16 protein-coding genes and 2 tRNA genes are annotated in these 17,310 nt (G+C 71.7%); 5 read left to right on the top strand and 13 right to left on the bottom strand.

Annotated elements, in window-relative coordinates:
• Window positions 1-6: 6 nt before the first annotated feature.
• From ACYVC6_RS10030 to ACYVC6_RS09985, 10 genes are all read right to left on the bottom strand, one after another.
• The gene (locus tag ACYVC6_RS10030; RefSeq protein ID WP_460713553.1) at window positions 7-2,091 is read right to left on the bottom strand and encodes a DEAD/DEAH box helicase; all 2,085 of its coding nucleotides are present in this window, start codon (window positions 2,089-2,091) and stop codon (window positions 7-9) included.
• A gap of 271 nt (window positions 2,092-2,362) precedes the next feature.
• A complete protein-coding gene (locus tag ACYVC6_RS10025; RefSeq protein ID WP_460713551.1) occupies window positions 2,363-3,904 on the bottom strand; it encodes a WS/DGAT domain-containing protein in 1,542 nt (513 codons plus the stop codon).
• 100 nt (window positions 3,905-4,004) lie between these two features.
• Window positions 4,005-5,003: an FKBP-type peptidyl-prolyl cis-trans isomerase gene (locus ACYVC6_RS10020; protein ID WP_460713549.1), complete on the bottom strand. Its 999-nt coding sequence runs from the start codon at window positions 5,001-5,003 to the stop codon at window positions 4,005-4,007.
• A 114-nt stretch (window positions 5,004-5,117) separates the two neighbouring features.
• Window positions 5,118-5,193, bottom strand: a tRNA-Ala gene (locus tag ACYVC6_RS10015).
• A gap of 72 nt (window positions 5,194-5,265) precedes the next feature.
• Window positions 5,266-6,114, bottom strand: a complete 849-nt coding sequence (gene sepX, locus ACYVC6_RS10010) for a divisome protein SepX/GlpR (protein ID WP_460713547.1) — start codon at window positions 6,112-6,114, stop codon at window positions 5,266-5,268.
• Window positions 6,115-6,287: 173 nt separating this feature from the next.
• Window positions 6,288-6,899, bottom strand: coding sequence for a GNAT family N-acetyltransferase (locus ACYVC6_RS10005; RefSeq protein WP_460713545.1), 612 nt, complete (start codon window positions 6,897-6,899; stop codon window positions 6,288-6,290).
• 10 nt (window positions 6,900-6,909) lie between these two features.
• Window positions 6,910-7,389 carry a MogA/MoaB family molybdenum cofactor biosynthesis protein gene (locus ACYVC6_RS10000; protein WP_460713543.1) on the bottom strand — a complete coding sequence of 160 codons (480 nt, stop codon included), beginning with the start codon at window positions 7,387-7,389 and terminating at the stop codon, window positions 6,910-6,912.
• On the bottom strand, window positions 7,386-7,871 hold the full coding sequence (moaC, locus tag ACYVC6_RS09995; RefSeq protein WP_460713541.1) for a cyclic pyranopterin monophosphate synthase MoaC: 486 nt from the start codon (window positions 7,869-7,871) through the stop codon (window positions 7,386-7,388). Before moaC ends, ACYVC6_RS10000 begins: the two co-directional genes overlap by 4 nt.
• The gene (gene glp, locus ACYVC6_RS09990; protein WP_460713539.1) at window positions 7,868-9,091 is read right to left on the bottom strand and encodes a molybdotransferase-like divisome protein Glp; all 1,224 of its coding nucleotides are present in this window, start codon (window positions 9,089-9,091) and stop codon (window positions 7,868-7,870) included. Before glp ends, moaC begins: the two co-directional genes overlap by 4 nt.
• Window positions 9,092-9,098: 7 nt before the next feature.
• On the bottom strand, window positions 9,099-10,487 hold the full coding sequence (locus ACYVC6_RS09985) for a UTP--glucose-1-phosphate uridylyltransferase (protein WP_460713537.1): 1,389 nt from the start codon (window positions 10,485-10,487) through the stop codon (window positions 9,099-9,101).
• Between the two features lie 23 nt (window positions 10,488-10,510).
• Between ACYVC6_RS09985 and ACYVC6_RS09980 the strand changes: the two genes are divergently transcribed.
• On the top strand, window positions 10,511-11,101 hold the full coding sequence (locus ACYVC6_RS09980) for a 5-formyltetrahydrofolate cyclo-ligase (RefSeq protein WP_460713535.1): 591 nt from the start codon (window positions 10,511-10,513) through the stop codon (window positions 11,099-11,101).
• Here ACYVC6_RS09980 and ACYVC6_RS09975 read toward each other — a convergent pair.
• On the bottom strand, window positions 11,098-13,740 hold the full coding sequence (locus tag ACYVC6_RS09975; RefSeq protein WP_460713533.1) for a penicillin acylase family protein: 2,643 nt from the start codon (window positions 13,738-13,740) through the stop codon (window positions 11,098-11,100). The two genes, ACYVC6_RS09980 and ACYVC6_RS09975, sit on opposite strands and share 4 nt — an antisense overlap.
• A gap of 87 nt (window positions 13,741-13,827) precedes the next feature.
• Between ACYVC6_RS09975 and ACYVC6_RS09970 the strand changes: the two genes are divergently transcribed.
• From ACYVC6_RS09970 to ACYVC6_RS09960, 3 genes are read left to right on the top strand one after another with little or no spacing between them, the layout of a single operon-like run.
• Window positions 13,828-14,148, top strand: a complete 321-nt coding sequence (locus tag ACYVC6_RS09970; RefSeq protein ID WP_460713531.1) for an FmdB family zinc ribbon protein — start codon at window positions 13,828-13,830, stop codon at window positions 14,146-14,148.
• Window positions 14,149-14,199: 51 nt separating this feature from the next.
• The gene (locus tag ACYVC6_RS09965; RefSeq protein WP_460713529.1) at window positions 14,200-14,847 is read left to right on the top strand and encodes an SAF domain-containing protein; all 648 of its coding nucleotides are present in this window, start codon (window positions 14,200-14,202) and stop codon (window positions 14,845-14,847) included.
• A gap of 40 nt (window positions 14,848-14,887) precedes the next feature.
• A complete protein-coding gene (locus ACYVC6_RS09960) occupies window positions 14,888-15,253 on the top strand; it encodes an MscL family protein (RefSeq protein WP_460713527.1) in 366 nt (121 codons plus the stop codon).
• 6 nt (window positions 15,254-15,259) lie between these two features.
• Here ACYVC6_RS09960 and ACYVC6_RS09955 read toward each other — a convergent pair whose 3' ends face one another.
• Together ACYVC6_RS09955 and ACYVC6_RS09950 are read right to left on the bottom strand one after the other, a co-directional pair.
• Window positions 15,260-15,466 (bottom strand): hypothetical protein, encoded by a 207-nt coding sequence (locus ACYVC6_RS09955; RefSeq protein ID WP_460713525.1) that lies wholly within the window; start codon window positions 15,464-15,466, stop codon window positions 15,260-15,262.
• Window positions 15,459-16,784: an LCP family protein gene (locus ACYVC6_RS09950; RefSeq protein ID WP_460713523.1), complete on the bottom strand. Its 1,326-nt coding sequence runs from the start codon at window positions 16,782-16,784 to the stop codon at window positions 15,459-15,461. Before ACYVC6_RS09950 ends, ACYVC6_RS09955 begins: the two co-directional genes overlap by 8 nt.
• Before the next feature lie 227 nt (window positions 16,785-17,011).
• On the opposite strand from ACYVC6_RS09950, the gene ACYVC6_RS09945 reads away from it, so the two are divergent.
• A tRNA-Arg gene (locus ACYVC6_RS09945) sits at window positions 17,012-17,087 on the top strand.
• Window positions 17,088-17,310 lie beyond the last annotated feature (223 nt).

Here is a 17,310-nt window from a genome sequence, read left to right as displayed (position 1 = left end):
ACGGCCTCAGGCGGTGCGCTCGGTGAGTGCCTCCGTGAGCAACGCGACCAGCGCCTCGAGCTGGACGTCGACCGAGGAGGAGACCTCCTCGTCGGAGCCGTCGAGAGCGCGGGCGGCCAGGCCGGCCTTGCTGTCGATGAGCTCGGCGATCTTCGTGTCGAGCGTCTGCGAGGCGATGATCCGCCACGCGGTGACCGGCTCCGCCTGCCCGATCCGGTGCACCCGGTCGATGGCCTGGGTCTGCTCGGCGTCGGTCCACGAGAGCTCGGCGAGCACCACGTTGGAGGCGACCTGGAGGTTGACCCCCACACCGGCCGCGGTGAGCGAGCAGACGATGACCTGGACGTCGGGGTCCTTCTGGAACGCCGCGATGCTCTCCTCGCGCGCCTTCCCGCTCTGGTTGCCGCGGATCGTCGAGTAGAGGATCCCGCGCTCGGCGAAGGTCTTCTCGGCGATGTCCATCACGTCGATGTGCTTGGCGAAGAACACGACCTTGCCGACGTTGCGGGCCAGCTGGGCGGCGTAGTCGGCCGCGAGCCCGGCCTTGGCCTGTCCGAGCTTGCGCATCAGGGTGAAGACGTTGTCCTCGGACTTCTCCGTGGTGGTGTCGTCGCGCTCCCAGGTCGCCACCCGGCGGACCAGCTCGTGGTCGATGCCGTCCGGCCCGGTGACTGTCGGGCCCGACGTCCTGGTCTCGAGGGCCTTGAGATAGCGCGACACGAGCCGGCGTGCCAGCTCGCGCTCCGCCTCGCGGATCGAGCGACCCGCGGCGTCGTCGAGCTCGACCGGGAGGTCGGCGACCCGACGGGCCGGGATGTCGGCGGCGACGTCGATCTTGCGGCGCCTGACGATGCCCATCTCGATGACCGCCGTCCGGGCCGCGGCGTAGAACGCCGGCTCGGCCGGGGTCATCCCGGTCTCCTCCAGGTGATGCATGAGGTCGCCGAGCGGCTTCTTGTCGTCGATCCAGCCGAGGAACTGCCAGATGGCCCGGAAGTCGTCGATGTCGTTGATCAACGGGGTGCCGGTGAGCGCCATCATCAGCGGCCGGGCCATCCGCACCCGCATCCGCTCGGCGAGGGCGAGCACGTTCTGGGACCGCTGCGAGGACTTGTTCTTGATGAAGTGGGCCTCGTCCACGACCATCCCGCGCAGCCCGAGGTCGCCGAGCCAGCCGACGTGCCGGTCGAGGATCTCGTAGTTGACCACGATGATGTCGGCGAAGGCGTCGGTGTCCTCTCCGTCGCCGTGGATGACCGTGACCGGGCGGTGCGGGATCCAGAGCCCGACCTCGCGGGCCCAGTTGGCCTTGACCACGTTGGGCACGACGACGAGCAGCGGGAACGCCTTCGCGGCCTCGGCGGCGAGCAGGGCCTGGGCGGTCTTGCCGAGCCCGGGCTCGTCGGCGAGCAGGAAGGTCCGGTGACCCGCGGCGGCGGCCGCGACGACCTGGGCCTGGTGGGGCATCAGCTCGAGGTCACCTGGGGCGTCGAGCGACCCGGGGGGCGGCAGGGTCATGCAGCTGACCGCGCCGGACGACGCCCGCTCGAACGAGCTGAGCAGCGGTCCGATCAGCTCCCAGGTGGCCAGCCGGCGCGGCTGCGCATGACGGTGCTGGGCGCCGGAGAAGTCAGGGGTGAGGAACGGGTTGGCGAGCTGGCGCTGGATGACCGACTGGGGGACGACGCGCTTCGTGGCCACCCTGGCCAGCGCCTCGTCCTCGGCCTCGGGCTCCTCCTCCTCGGGCACCTCGAGGCCGGCGGCGACGAGCATCTCGCGCTTGAGGTCCTTGGCCGCGTCGGACACGTCGGCGTCCTCGGCGAGGAGGGACAGCAGGGACGGGTCCCGGGCGGCAGTCTTGGCGAGGATCGTGGCGACACCGTCGAGCCGCTTCAGCTGCTCGGCCTTGTGGGACTCCGAGCTGTCCGCGTCGGCCCGGACCCGGGCGCGCTCCTCACGAACCAGCAGCGCGACGACCTGGAACTTGGTGCGCAGCGAACGGCGTACGTCGCCGCGTGCGACCCCGTTCTCCACCTCGCGCACGGCGCGGGCGAGCACGGGGATGATGCCCTCGTTGTCGAGGTCGCGCACGCGCCTGCTGCGCTGGGCGGTCCGGGTGCCCCCAGACCTGCGTTGGCCACGTCGGCCCACTGACTCCTCCTCTGGAGCTTCTCCCTCACCACCAGCGACAGTCGACCGAGGCCGTGTGTCATCGGGACCGGGGACGGATCGCGCGGTTCGTGACCGACCGGCCGGCACCACCCCGACCGGAGGGCGGCGGGGCCGAGACGGCGACCCCGAGGCACCTCGCTGCGAGCGGGTGTGGGAGGAACTGCGGCAAGCATACCTGTGCGGGCGCCCGCTACGCAGTCGTCCCTCCCCCTCGGCCCGCGGTGAGGAACTGCAGACGACGGAACGCGTCGGCGAAGCCGTCGACGATCTGCTCGTGGTCGGGGACCAGTCCGGCGTCGGCAGCGATACCGACGAACACCTTGCCGTCATAGCTGTAGATCGTGAAGCTCATGATCTGGTCGGCGGTGAGCGGCGCCCAGCCCATCATCCCCTCGACCTTCAGCCCGGCGGCGTAGAGAGGCACTTGTGGGCCGGGCACGTTGGTCAGGACGCCGATGGCGCGGTTGGCCAGGAGGTCAATCGAGGCCCGGTAGAGCCGCTTGCTCATCCGGGAGATGACTGCCTGGACCGCGAAGTCCACGACGGCCTCGTGGCCGCGCTTGATCCGGCCCATGCGACGGCGCACCACCTCGAGTGTGCGCAGAGGGTCGTCGATGTTCGTCGGGAGCTCGAGCTGCACCAGAGCGAAGCTGTTGCCCAGCACGACCGGCAGGGTGGGGTCGAACGGCTTCAGGTTGACGGGCACGTCCCAGGTCACGCTGTGGCACACGGCCTGGTGCTGCTCAAGATAGGCCCGCAACGACTCGGCCACGCAGGTGACCAGCACGTCGTTGACCGTGGCGCCGTTGGCGTGAGCGGTGGCCTTCACGTCGACCAAGGGGATCGACGGTGACCAGGCGATGACCTTGTGCTGGCCGACCGTGCCGGTCCAGCGGGTGTTGTCGTTGCGCGTGCCCAGGACGAGCTTCCGGAACGTGTCCACGTCCCCCGGCACGCCCGACAGGACGGGCGGGAGCCCGGGCTGGCCGCGTGTCCCCAGCGCCGACCGCGCCCTCGACCCCACCGAACCGACCAGGGACTCCGAGATGGTCAAGGCACTGTGCGCAGCACCCACCGGGTTCGTCACGGTGCTGCGGGCGAGCTGCAGCGACGTAGTCGCCACGTCCGTGGCCTGCGACAGCAGCTGGCTGCTCAGCGAGGCGCCCCTCCGTGCCCGCGGGGCTCCGGCCGGCACCGACGCCGGCACCGACGCCGGCGCGGCCCGTTCGGCCCGGCGGGGCCTCCGGCGGCGGGCGGCCATCCCGTCCGGACTCGTGTCGAAGACGCTCAAGGACAGCTGGACCATGCGGATGCCGTCGGCGATGGCGTGGTGTGCCCGGAACAACACGGCGCTGCCGCCGTGGAACCCGTCGACGAGGACGGCACGCCACAACGGCTCGCTCCGGTCGAGCGGCACGGTGCGCTGCGAGGCGATCAGCGCCTGCAGCTCGGCGTCGCCGCCGGGCTGCGGGAGCACCACGTACTCGTAGCGGTCCTGGTAGTCGGCGTTGGGCTGTTCCTCCCACCACCAGCTGCCGTCCTCACCGTGGACCACCACGCTCCGGAAGACGGGGAAGCGGTCCCAGAGCCGTTCCTTCGTGGCCTCGCGGTAACGGTCCCAGTCGATCGGCTCGGCGGTCCAGAAGAGGCTGTCGACAACCATCAGGTTGCCCGGCTTGTCCATCTCCAGCCACAGGGCGTCCTGCACGCCCAGCCGTTGTCGTCGGCTCATGATGTGCTCCTGACTCCCCGACACAGCCAGCGTGGTTCGGCGCGAACCCCCTCGCCAGGGGCTATCGTCACCCGCTGCCGTGACGCAGGTCAGCAGCCGGCTACTCCGCCTTGACCACGTCGATCACGAACCACAGGGTCGCGTTGCCGGGGATCGACTCCCCGCTCCCCTGCGCGCCGTAGCCGAACGCCGGCGGGATCTGGAGCAGGACCCGACTGCCGACCTTGACCCCGGTGAGGCCGATGGTCCAGCCCTGGATCAGTCCGCTGAGCGGGGACGTGAGGGGCTGGCCGTCGGAGTAGCTCTCGTCGAACGGCGCCTCGGCGTCGTACGTCGAGCCGAGGTACTGCACGGTGACGGTGTCGGTGGCCTTCACGGCCGCACCGTCCCCCTCCTTCAAGACGAGGCGCTGGACCGGGGTGTCCAGCGCGGGCTCGTCGATGTCCGCGAAGTCGAGGCCCGTCGGCTTGCCGTCCTTCTCCACCACGGTCGGCTGCTCGTCGGGACTGGCGTCCTCCGCCTTGTCATCGGTCGGCGTCGGCGCGGCCGCCTCCTTCTCCACCAGGTCGGCCACGATGACCAGGCTGTCGGTCGGGGCCACGCCCAGCTGGTTCTCCCCGTCGCCCAGCACCTCGCTCGCGATGGCGACCGCGACGACCCGGGAGCCGTAGGTCTGCCCGTCGAACAACGCGCTGAAGACGGCGTCGAGCTGGTCGGGGTCGTTGGGGATCGACTCCGGCGCACCGTTGTCGTAGTCGCTGAAGACCTGCTCCTGGGCGGTCCCGTTGCCGACCCACAGGTAGGTGCTCACGGTGTCACCGGCCGCGACCGCGTCGCCGTCACCCTTGACCAGCGTCGTCACGGCCGTCTCCTCCGGGGTCTCGACCGCAGAGTTCCACTTCGCGGTGATGCTCTCGCCCACCTCACCGCTGAACGACACCTCGTCCAGCTGACCCTCGGCCGCTCCGGAGGCTTCGGACGACGAGCTGGACGCCGCGTCCGGGTCGTCGGCTTCGTCCGACCCCCCACAGGCGGCCAGAGCGGGGACGAGGAGGACGGCGCACAGGGCGGCGGTCGGGCGACGGAGACGTCGAAGCACAGAAGGGACCCTCTGGTCGGGAGACACGGACCGCGCCACGCTAGCCAACGAACCTGAGCGGAGCCTGGGCGAGGGGGGTGAGGAGCCGCCGCGCCGGCGACCGACCTGCGATTTTGGTGGAGCTGAGGGGATTCGAACCCCTGACCTTCTCATTGCGAACGAGACGCGCTACCAACTGCGCCACAGCCCCATTGCGGCTCCCCGGACGAGCGGGAGACGCGAGGAGAAACGGTAGCACCGGCGCCGGGGCCGGCCGAATCGACTAGGAGCCGAGCGCGCGCTGCTCGCCCTCGTCCGCTTCGCGGGTCTGGGCGGCCTCCCCGGACTCGCGCACCAGGGCGCTGTCGGCCTCGCTGCGGCCGGAGGTCCAGACCCCGGTGGAGTCCAGGTCGATGGTGCGGACACTGCGGGTGGCGACCGGCTTGGAGACGTACGTCGGCAGCGTGACCGGGACGGGGTCCCAGGCGTCCGGGTCGCGCGGCGGGGTGGCCTCGGCGACGACCGGGATGCCCTGCGTGGCGTCGTCGCCGTCGTGGACGACGGGCTCGGCGACCGGGTCGGAGGTGCGGGTCCGCCGGACGATGGGAAGCTCTGCGCGCTCGCGGCGCACCATGAGCCGGCAGGCGACCAGCCAGGCCACGAGGATGCCGCCCGGGACCGCCATCCAGACCCAGCCGAAGATGCCGACCGCAGCCAGGACCGCGACGACCGCGTTCTCGGCCAGGATGAGGGTGACCACCCGCAGACGGCGTCGGGCCGCTCGGGCGGCGGCCTGGCGACGTAGGCGCGGGTCGGTCGGGATACGGGCGGCGGCGGCCAGTCGGCGCGCGTTGCGGCGCTGCAGCTTGGCGACGCGCTTCTTGTCCTTGGCCATGAGCCCGGCCTCGCGACGCAGCTGGCGCTGCGACGGCGGTGCCGGGTCGTCGCCGGCCACGAGCGTGGCTTCGCGTCGGCTGACGGGCTCGCGGCGGGCGAGCACCCGCACCGAGTGGGAGAACGCGTCGACCGTGCGGCTGCGCGCGCTCTCCTCGTGGTGCTCGAGAGCCTTGGGGATGAGGTAGACCGCCCAGGCCACCGCGAGGGCGACGAAGATCAGAGCGCTGGGGTCCACGCGATCGAGCGTAGGGACGCCGACGCGCACCCGGCCGCACCCGGACCCGTGTGTCGCAGGATTACTGGTGTGACTGGTGGGGTTCGGCGTGGGCGGCGGAGGATTCCCCGCAGGGCAGGGGACTCCTGATGTTCGCGGCCGAAGCATCGGCCGCGAACATCAGGGGTCCCCTGCTAACCGGTGATTCCGCCAGCGTCCGCGGAGCCACGCAGGCGAGCCAGCAGACCCTCGGGGCACTCCTCGCGGGTGATGGCGTAGAGCCTGTGGTCGCGCCAGGCACCGTCGATGTGCAGGAACCTGGGTGCGTAGCCGATCTCTCGGATGCCGAGCTTCTCCACGACCCGCAGTGAGTTGGAGTTCTCGGGACGGATGGCCACCTCGATGCGGTGCAGGCCGTGGGCGAAGCAGTGGTCGATCACCAGTGCGACGGCACGAGGGACAATGCCCCGGCCGGCGAAGTCCTGGTCCAGCCAGTAGCCGACGGAGGCGAACAGCGCCGAGCCCCGGACGATGTTGTTGACCGTGACCTGGCCCGCGAAGCGGCCCTCGACCTCGATCGCGAACGGCAGCGTCGTGCCGGCCTTCGCCTGCTTCTCCAGGCGCCTCACCAGCTGGCGGAAGCTGGTCGGGCGGGCGTCTCCTCCGGGTGGCACGGTCGCGTCCCACGGCACCAGCCACGCGGCGTTGCGGTGCCGCGTCTGGCGCCAGGCGTCCGCGTCCGCGCGCGACAGCGGGCGGACCACGACCTCGCCGTCGACCAGCCTGGCCGGCCAGAGGCCGCTCACGGGTGACCGCTCACGAGTGGTCGCTCCCGACGATCTGCTCGACCGCGTGCACGAGCACCGGCTCGAGGACGGCGAGGGCGTCCTTCACGCCGCCGCGCGACCCGGGCAGGTTGACCACCAGGCAGGTCCCGGACACCCCGGCCAGCCCGCGGGACAGGACCGCGGTGGGCACGCCCTTCGCGACGCCCGCCGACCGGATCGCCTCGGCGAGGCCGGGCACCTCGCGGTCCAGGAGCGGCCGGGTGGCCTCGGGGGTGCGGTCGGTGGGCGTGAGGCCGGTGCCGCCGGTGGTCAGCACGACCCGGGCGCCGCCGGCGACGGCGGCGCGGATCGCCTCGCCGACCGCGTCTCCGTCGGGTACGACGACGGGCGCGGGCGTCTCGAAGCCCAGGCCGGTCAGGAACTCGGCGATGAGCGGTCCGGTCGCGTCCTCGTAGACGCCAGCGGCCGCCCGGTTGGAGGCGACGACGACGCCGGCGCGGACCGTCACGGACGGGTCCAGTCGCCGGACTTGCCGCCTGACTTCGCTTCGACCCGGACATCGGTGATGACCGCGGCCTTGTCCACCGCCTTGACCATGTCGACCACCGTGAGCCCGGCGACGGCGACCGCGGTGAGCGCCTCCATCTCCACCCCGGTGCGGTCGGTCGTGCGCACCGTGGCGCTGATCTCGACGGCGTCGTCGGCGACCGTGAGGTCGACGGTGACGCCGGAGATGGCGAGCGGGTGGCAGAGCGGGATGAGCGAGGGGGTCTGCTTGGCCCCCATGATCCCGGCCAGCCGCGCCACCGCCAGGGTGTCGCCCTTGGGCACGCCGGCGCCACGGAGCAGGGCGACGACCTCGGTGGACACGAGCACGCGCCCCGACGCCGTGGCCGAGCGGCTGGTCACGTCCTTGCCGGACACGTCGACCATCCGGGCCGCGCCGGCGTCGTCGACATGGGTGAGCGCGTGCGTCGGTCGGTCGGTCACCGCGACTCCTCCAGCATCAGCACCTCGACGGACTCGCCCGCCTCGACCGAGGTGACGTCCTCGGGCACGACGATCAGGCAGTTGGCCGAGGCCAGGTCGCCGACCAGGTGCGACCCGGCGCCGCCGACCAGGTCGACGTAGGTGCCCCGGTCGTCGGTCCCGACCTCACCGCGACGGTACTGCCGCCGGCCGGCCGGCGACGAGAGCGACTTCGTGAGCCGGGCGGTGACGGTCGGGACGGCGTAGGGCCTCTTGCCCATCAGCTTGCGCAGCGCGGGCAGCACGAACACCTGGAACGAGATGTACGCCGACACCGGGTTGCCCGGCAGCGTGAAGATCGGGACCCGGTCCTCGCCGACCCGGCCGTAGCCCTGGGGCTTGCCGGGCTGCATCGCCACCGGCCCGAACCAGACGCCCTGCGGCCTCAGCGCGGCCTTGACCACGTCGTAGTCGCCCTGGGACACCCCACCGGAGGTGACCACGAGGTCCGCCCGGACCAGCTGGTCGTCCAGCGCCTCGAGGAACGCCGCGGGCTCGTCCGAGACGATGCCGACGCGGTAGGCGATCGCCCCGGCCCGGCGGGCGGCGGCGGCGAGCAGGAAGGAGTTGCCGTCGTAGATCGAGTCGTGGCCGAGCCGCCCACCGGGGTCGCGGAGCTCGGACCCGGTCGACATGATCACCACCCGCGGACGGGGTGCCGCCAGCACGGTCGCCCGGCCCACCGAGGCGAGGAGACCCAGCCGGCGCGGCCCGAGGATGTCGCCCTGGTGGAGGAGCAGGTCGCCCTCGGTGACGTCGTCGCCCGCGGGGCGGATGTGCTGGCGGAGCGTCGGCGCCTGCTCGATGGTCACGATGTCGGCGCCGCGGTCGGTCCATTCGTAGGGCACCACCGCGTCCGCGCCGCTGGGCACCGGCGCGCCCGTCATGATCTTCGCGGCGCCGCCCGGGCCGAGCGCCAGCAGGCTGGCCTGGCCGGCGCCGATCTCACCGACCACCGGCAGCGTCACTGGTGAGTCGGGCGAGGCACCCCGGACGTCCTCGACCCGGACGGCGTAGCCGTCCATCGCGGAGTTGTCGAAGCTGGGCAGCGAGATCGGGGCCACGACGTCCTCGGCGCAGGCGAGGTCGAGCGCGTCGAGCAGGGGCTGCGGGACCGCCGGCATCGGCGTGAGGTCGTCGAGGACCGCCTGGAGGTGCTCGTCGACCGACCGGAGGGTCACGGTGCGGTCACTGGGCGGCGTCGCCCGAGAGCACGGTGTCGTCGGCCACCCGCTGGGCCGACTTCGCGGAGAGCTCGACGTCGCCGACGACCTGGACGCCGTGACCGAACGTCCAGTCACCGGCGACCTTGAGCGAGCTGGCCTTCTTCATCGACGGGGCACCGTCGGGGAACCGCTTGTCGAACTCGGAGACCAACCGGTAGACCTCGCCGTCGAGGTCGACGAACGGGATCTCGGCGGCGGCCTGGTCGAGCACGAAGTCGGGCCCGATGTCGTAGACGTCCGAGCGCAGCAGGATGAGGTCGTTGGTCGTCTTGACCGGGACGAACCGGTCGCGACCGACCTCGATCAGGGCGCTGTCCTCGAAGACCTCGATCGCCGCGCCCATCGCGGTCTCGACCTGGATGACCTCGGGCGTGCTCTTGTCCGCCGGGTCGACGGTCTTGAGGTTGCGGATCAGCGGCAGGCCGAGGATGCCGCCGCGCACCTCCATCGCGTGCTTCATCGCTGCCAGGTCGAACCACAGGTTGTTGGTGGAGCAGAACCGATGCCGGTCGAGGTCGGCCAGCGAGTCCAGGTCCTGCTTCAGCGTCTGCGCAGTCTCACGGAGCACGATCCGACCGTCGGACTTGCGGCGGGCGAAGTGACCGCCCTTGCGGTCCGACGGCGTACGCCGCACCGCCTCGATCGCGAACGGCGCGCCCGAGGTGGCGAACCAGCCGGCGACCCGGGCGTCCGGCACGGCCCCGAGGTTGTCGGAGTTGGAGACAAAGACCCGCTGGTAGCCCGCGTCGATGAGCCGGTCGAGCAGGCCGGTGCCGAGCAGCGCGGTGTAGAGGTCACCGTGGCCGGGGGGACACCACTCCAGGTCGGGGTCCTTCTCCCAGCTGACCGGCGAGAGGTCCTTGGCGAGCAGCTTGGGTTCCTTGTTCTGCAGGAACTCCAGGGGCAGGCCCTCGACCGGCAGGGCGTCATAGCGGGCCAGGGCGGCCATCGTGTCTTCGGAGGTGCGGAAGCTGTTCATGAAGATCAGCGGCAGAGTGGCGTCGTACTCGTCCCGCAGGTGCAGGATCTGGCGCGCGATGATGTCGAGGAACGACAGCCCCCGGCGCACGCAGAGCAGCGACTTGGCGCGATCCATGCCCATCGAGGTCCCCAGACCGCCGTTGAGCTTGATCACCGCGGTCGTGCGCACGGCCTGCGCCGCGTCGTCGGCGGCGACGTCGACCCCGCTCAGCGCCGGCATCTCGACGGGCTCGATGGCCGACTCCGGGATCATCCCGGTCTCGCCGTGCTCGAGCAGTCGGTAGTAGTGAGCGAAGGTCTCCACGGCCAGCGGGTCCACGCCGGCGTCGAGCATCTTGTCGCGGGCCTTGATCAGCCCAGGGCTACCCATATGGTCGATCGTAGGCTTGTGGCGTGGGAGTCGGGCAAACCGGTGGCCAAGCGGCCAAGCTGGCGATCCGTGACCAGCTGCTGACCGCCCGCAACCGCCGGTCGCTGGCCGAACGCGCCGAGGTCGCCCGGGCCATCGCCGACCGGCTCCTGGCCGCCCCAGAGGTACGCCGGGCGGCCACCCTGGCGGCGTACGTCTCGGTGGGCTCGGAGCCCGGGACCGGCCTGCTGCTGCGCGAGCTCACCGCGGCCGGGAAACGGATCATCCTCCCCGTCCTGCTGCCCGACAAGGACCTGGACTGGGCGGCGTACGCCGGGGACGAGTCGCTGGCGCCGGCGCGGTTCGGGCTGCTCGAGCCGACCGGCCCGCGGCTGGGCGTCGACGCGATCGCCACCCCGGACGCCGTCCTGGTGCCGGGCCTCGCGGTCTCGCCCACCGGCGACCGGCTGGGCCGGGGCGAAGGGTGCTACGACCGAGCCCTCGGCCGGGTGCCCGTCGGCACGTTCACCTGCGTGCTCCTGCACGACGAGGAGGTCGGCATCGACGTGCCGGTCGAGCCGCACGACCGCCGGGTCACCGCGGCGGCCACGCCGACGCGGATCGTCCGCTTCTAGTCCTCGCTGCTCGGCACCAGCGTGAGCGTGTGCTGGCCGGCGTCGACGACGGCGTCGGCGGTGAACGGCCAGGGCAGCAGCTCGCCGCGGGCCCAGAGGTCGGTCTGGTCGGTGTAGTGCTCGTGGAACGGGTGGCCGGAGACGCCGGTGAGGTTGACCCACCGCGACTCGTCGAGGTCAGCCATGGAGACGACCATCCGCATCGAGGGCGACGCCGTGACGACGTAGGGCCGGTCCTCGACCGACGCGTCCCAGCTCGTGGCGTCCACCGCGGCCGCACCCCCACCGACCTCCCAGCCGCCACGGTTGACCAGCCACTCCACGGGACCGATGCCGGAGTCGCCGAGGGTCGGCTCCACCAGCTCGAGCCGGTGGAGATAGCCCCAGCTCCAGTCGTCGGCGTCCAGGGCCTGCCGAGCGGTCATCTCGTCACGGGCGGCCAGCAGCGCGCGGCGGAGGATGTCGTCACGGTCCTCGACGACGTCATCGGTCTCGAGGTCGTCCCACCAGCCGTTGCGGGGGTCTCTCAGCAGCTCGGTCACCGCGGCCACCCACCGGGAGCCCCCGTCCGGCCAGAGCTCCTCGGGCAGTTCGTCTCGGAACGTGGCCGCGAGCAGGTTGCGCCAGACGACGTTGAAGTAGGCGGCGGCACCGCTGCCCGCGCCCTGGTCGAAGTCCCACTCCCGCAGCAGGTCCTGGCCGGCGCGGTAGTAGTCGCGCTTGACCTCGAGGTCGAGGAGGTAGGGCGTCAGCACGGGGGCGAGCGGGTGGCGCGCGTCCAGCTGCAGGTCGGCCATCGCGTCGACCGACCAGGTCTCCTGGGCGCCCAGCAGGTCACGGATCCGCTCGGCGCGGTAGCCCTTGTCCCAGTCGTCGGTGAGGAAGTAGGGGTAGTCCGGTCCGACGACGGCCTGGTTGGCCGTGACGATGAACCCCTCCTCGGGGTCGAGCACGCGCGGCAGCGCGTCGAAGGGGATGACCTCTCCGGTCCAGTCGTTCTCCGGCAGCCAGCCCGCGACGGGGACCAGGCCGTCGTGTCCGGACTGGCGGATCGGGATCCGGCCAGGTGCCTGGTAGCCGATGTGCCCCTCGCGGTCGGCGTATACGAGGTTCTGCGACGGCGCCTCGAACGAGGACACCGCCGCCCGGAACTCATCCCAGCTCGTCGCCTGGTTGAGGTCGAAGATCGCGTCCGCGGTGCGCCCCGGCTGCAGCGCGGTCCACTCCAGGGCCAGGGCGTAGTCCAGGTCCGTCTCCCCGCCGGAGTCCCCACGGGCGACCGGGGCCTTGTCGGCGACGTCGGTCAGGTCCTCGGAGACGTCGGAGAGCAGCGGCCCGTGCGAGGTCGACCGGACGGTCAACGTCTCGTCGTCCTGCCCTCGGACCTCGATGGTCTCCCGCCGGGTGTGCAGCGGCTTCCAGGCGCCGTCGCGGAACCACTCGTCGCCGCGCACCCGCTCGACGTAGAGGTCGGTCACGTCCGGGCCGAGGTTGGTGAACCCCCAGGCGATGTCAGCGTTGTGGCCGATGATCACCCCGGGTACCCCGCTGAACGTGAAACCCGAGACGTCCAGCGGACAGGCCTCCGACACGGTCCGGCAGTGGAGCCCCATCTGCACCCAGATGCCGGGCATGCCGACGCCGAGGTGCGGGTCGTTGGCCAGGATCGGGGCGCCCGTGTCCGAGTGGTCGCCGTCGACCACCCAGGAGTTGCTGCCCAGCCCGTCGCCCCTTCCGAGCAACGCCGGCATCGCCTCGATCGCCGAGCCCAGCCGGCCGAGGGCCGCGGCCACCGCCTGTGAGTCCTCCCCCCAGGCTGGCCGCTGGGGCTCGCGGTCGCCCGCCGCCTCGGTCTCGAACGACCCGTCGACCACCGAGCCGCCGGCCACGATCGGCTGGTGCGCGGCGTAGTCGTAGCCGGGGTAGAGATCGGCGGTGCGGTCCGGCCCGACGGATGCCAGGGCGAGGGCCCGCCCGATCTCGTCGTCCATGTTGCCGCGCAGGTCCCAGGCCATCGCCTTGAGCCAGGCCAGCGAGTCCACCGCGGTCCACGGCTCGGGCCGGTAGCCGAGTCCCCCGGCGTTGAGGAGGGCGTAGTGCACCGAGATGTCGGAGGGGTCGCGGTCCTCGAGATAGGCGTTGACGCCCTCGGCGTACTGCTCCAGGGCGGTCCGGGTCTCGGGCTTGATCAACGCGAGCTCCTGCTCGGCCACCTCGCGCCAGCCCATGGTGCGGACGATCCGGTCGCTCTCCAGGGCCGGCTCACCGAACATCTCCGCCAGCCGCCCGGCGGTCGCGTGCCGCCGGACGTCCATCTCGTAGAACCGCTCCTGGGCGTGCACGTAGCCCTGGGCGCGCATCAGGTCGGCGGTCGTGTCCGCGTAGAGCTGAGGGATGCCTTGCGCGTCACGGACCACCGCCACCTCCGCGTCCAGGCCGGGCAGCCGGGCCTCACCCTCCACCTGGGGGAACGGCCGCCGGACCAGCACGATGCCCGTCACCAGCCCGGCGATCAGGAGCAGGACCATCCCCACGGCCAGGTACGTCGCCCAGCGGAACGCCCGCGGCCAGGCGAGGAATGCCCGGCGCCACCCTCGGCGTTCCTCCTGTGACCGCACAGGGGGCGTGGCGCTCGTCATGATGCCGAGCATTGTCCCCTCGCCGTAGAATTGGCAGTCGGAAGCGCCGAGTGCCAACCTGTTCCCCTCTGACGACCGAGGAGCGCCGTGCCCACGTACCAGTACGCCTGCACCGAGTGCGGCCATGCCTTCGAGCAGGTCCAGTCCTTCAGCGACGACGCGCTGACCACCTGCCCGGAGTGCACCGGGCGGCTGCGCAAGGTCTTCAACGCCGTGGGCGTGGTCTTCAAGGGCTCCGGGTTCTACCGCACCGACAGCCGGGCCAACGGCTCCTCCTCGGGCTCCTCGGACACCGGGACCAAGACCGACACCAAGACCGACACCAAGACAGAGACCAAGGCCGAGACCAAGAGCAGCGACTCGACCTCCAAGGCGCCCGCTGCGGCCGCCGCCGGCACGTCTGCCTGAGCCTGTGGAGGACGCGCCCGCGCGTCCGGCAACCGGCCTACGGTCGAGTGTGTGCCGTCCCCACCTCCCTTCCCCGGTCCGCGTGACCGGCTGGCGGGCGTGCGTCGACGCGTACGCCGGGCGGTGCTCCGGCGGCGCCGTCTCCTGGCGGCCCTGCTGACGGGCGCGGCGGCGGTGGCCGCCCTCCGCGCCACCACCCCACCCCCGGAGCCGACGGTGTCGGTGCAGGTGGCGAGCCACGACCTCCCGGCGGGGTCGCGGGTCTCCGCGACGGACCTGACCACGGTCGAGTTCCGCCCCGGCAGCGAGCCGGACGGGCTCGTCGAGGAGCCGGCCGGCCGCACCCTGGCGACCTCCGTTCGTCGCGGCGAGCCGCTGACCGACGCCCGGCTGCTCGGGCCGTCGCTGACCGACGGCCTCCCCGGGATGGTGGCGACGCCGGTGCGCATTCCGGACGCGGCGCTGGCGAGCCTCCTCCGGGTGGGCGACCGCGTCGACGTGCTGGCTGCGGATCCCCAGGGCGGTCCCACCCGGGCGCTGGCGGCCTCGGCGCTCGTGCTCGCCCTGCCGGCGCTCGCCGAGGACGCGGCGGACTCGTTGCCTGGGCGTCTGGTCGTGCTGGGACTGGATGACTCCGAGGTTTCCGGCGTGGCCGGAGCAGCGGTCACCCACTACCTGACCGTGGCCTACGCCGACTAGCGTCCGAGAGGACAGCAGACCCGTTCTCGAGAGGGACCCCATGAGTGGCTTCAAGAACTTCCTGCTTCGCGGCAACCTGGTCGACCTGGCCGTCGCCGTCATCATCGGCACTGCGTTCGCCGCCGTCGTCGCGGCGTTCACCGCCTGGCTGACCGGGGTGTTGCCCGGACTCAAGGAGACGTTCAAGGGTGCCGAGCTCGGCGAGCTCGCGTTCTTTCTGAACGCCGTCATCTCGTTCGTGCTGCTGGCGGCGGTCGTCTACTTCTTCGTGGTCGTTCCCTACACCCGGGCCCGGGAGAGGTTCTTCCCGAGCCCGCCCCCCGGTACGCCGGATGAGATCGTCCTGCTCAAGGAGATCCGCGACCTGCTCGCGGCGCAGCAAGGTCGCACGCCGCCCGATGCCTAGGACTACCTAGCCGTGGTGCGGGGGCACCTGCTCCCGCAGCCACCGTTCACCCGGGTCCTCGCCGTCCGGCGGGGGTGTGGGCTCGCGCTCGTCGCTCGTGGTCTCGGGCAGGACGTCGCCGAAGACCTGCTCCAGCCGGCGCTTGCGCTTCCAGTCCGGCTCGCGGTCTTCAGAGCCTGACGCAGAGCCTGACTCAGGCCCGGACTCAGACACAGAGGCCCGCCGCCTCGCGCTCCTCGCGGGCCGCCTCCGCCGCCTCCGCCTCGGACTGCTCGCTGGCGGACTCCGACGGCGAGCCCTCGCCACCGGTCGGGCTCTCGGACGTCTCGGACTCGGAAGGCGACTCGCTCGCGGTCTCGCTCGGGCTGCCGGTCGGCCCACCTGAGCCGGTCGGGTCGTCACTGGCACTGATCGCGCCCTCGCGGAACTTGCCGAGCGGGGCGTCGTTGCGCACCTTCTCCCACAGCTCCTCGGCCTCGGGCAGCCACTCCACCCGGTTGGGGTCGGACGGCGCGTACTGCCACGGCACGGTGATGAACTGGATCCGCTTGAGACCGGTGTCCTTGAACTCGTAGCCGATCCGCGCCATCCGCCCGATGTTCTCGATGTCGGTGGTCAGCGACTCGGTCGCCGCGTCGAGGAATCCGATCAGCTGGTCGGGACGCGCCAGGATGCTGCCGGAGATCACCTTGTTGGCCATCGCGGCGATGAACGCCTGCTGCCTCTTGATCCGGCCCAGGTCGCTGCCGTCGGTGCCCTCGACGTGCCGGACCCGGACGTAGGCGAGGGCCTCCTTGCCGGAGATCTCGCGGGTGCCGGCGTCGATGACGATGCCGTGCTCACGGTCGTCGATGTCCTGCGGCACACAGACCTCGACGCCGCCGAGGGCGTCGACCATGTTGACGAAGCCCCGGAAGTCGACGACGACGTAGTTGTTGACCTTGATGTCGGTCAGCTGCTCGAACTGGCGGATCGTGCACGCCGGCCCGCCGTAGGCAAAAGCCTCGTTCCACTGGGCACCACTGCCGCCGGGAATGGTGTCGCCGTCCTCGTCGTAGCACTCCGGCCGTTCGACCAGCGAGTCGCGTGGGATGGAGATGCCGTAGGCGCTCTGCCGGTCCGCCGAGAGGTGAATCAGGATCGTGGTGTCCGACCGCTCGCCGCCTCCGGTCAGGCCGTCGATGTTGTTGCCGGCCCCATCGCGGGTATCGGAGCCCATCACCAGGATGTTGATCGGGTCCTTGGGGCCCTCGACCTCGACCTCCTCGGGCCGGTCGTCGCCGAGCTGGGCGTCGAGGTCCTGGACGTTGAGGTTGCCGTTGAGGTGACGGTAGAGGAAGGTGACGCCGAGGCCGGTGACCAGGCCGAGCACCAGCACCGAGGACAGCAGCACCTTGGCGACCGTGTGCGTGCGCCGGGTCCGTCCGCGGCGCTTGCCCTTGCGGCGCCCGCCATGGTGGCCGTTGCCGCTCCCCTTGGCGTGATACGGGGACGCCGACAGCTGGGCAGCCCGCTGTTCGGCGTCGCTCATCGTCACCTACATCTTCCGGGGACCGGCACTCAGGGGGCGGCGGGCATGCACGCTCGCCCGCGCCAGGTTACGGCTGGAGGTCAAATCATGCGGCCGACCGCGCAGTAACCCCAAACGCCGGAGCCGCCCGCGCCCACGTGGGACGCGCCCGCGCCCACGTGGGAGGCGCCCGCGCCCACGTGGGAGGTCCTGGGTGACAGGATGTTCGCCGGTCATCCACGTGACAAGCCCCAGTAGCTCAGCGGATAGAGCAGCCGCCTCCTAAGCGAAAGGTCGCAGGTTCGACTCCTGCCTGGGGCACCACGCCCGTCACCCTTCGGCGGCCGCCGCAGCCGACTCCCCCGCAGGCGAAAGGCCCGCAGGTTCGACTCCTGCCTGGGGCACCACGCCCGTCACCCCTCGGCGGCCGCCGCAGCCGACTCCCCCGCAGGCGAAAGGCCCGCAGGTTCGACTCCTGCCTGGGGCACCACGCCCGTCACCCCTCGGCGGCCGCCGCAGCCGACTCCCCCGCAGGCGAAAGGCCCGC

It is taken from the genome of Nocardioides dilutus (assembly GCF_054779555.1).
The sequence above is the reverse complement of the archived record's forward strand: the minus strand, read 5'-3'. Positions and strand labels throughout refer to the sequence as shown.

Excerpts from the sequence above, each read along its gene's own strand:
- ACYVC6_RS09985 (WP_460713537.1), bottom strand. The coding sequence starts at position 10,487 with ATGGGTAGCCCTGGGCTGATCAAGGCCCGCGACAAGATGCTCGACGCC.
- ACYVC6_RS10025 (WP_460713551.1), bottom strand. The coding sequence starts at position 3,904 with ATGAGCCGACGACAACGGCTGGGCGTGCAGGACGCCCTGTGGCTGGAG.
- ACYVC6_RS09960 (WP_460713527.1), top strand. The coding sequence starts at position 14,888 with ATGAGTGGCTTCAAGAACTTCCTGCTTCGCGGCAACCTGGTCGACCTG.
- ACYVC6_RS09950 (WP_460713523.1), bottom strand. The coding sequence starts at position 16,784 with ATGAGCGACGCCGAACAGCGGGCTGCCCAGCTGTCGGCGTCCCCGTAT.
- ACYVC6_RS09975 (WP_460713533.1), bottom strand. The coding sequence starts at position 13,740 with ATGACGAGCGCCACGCCCCCTGTGCGGTCACAGGAGGAACGCCGAGGG.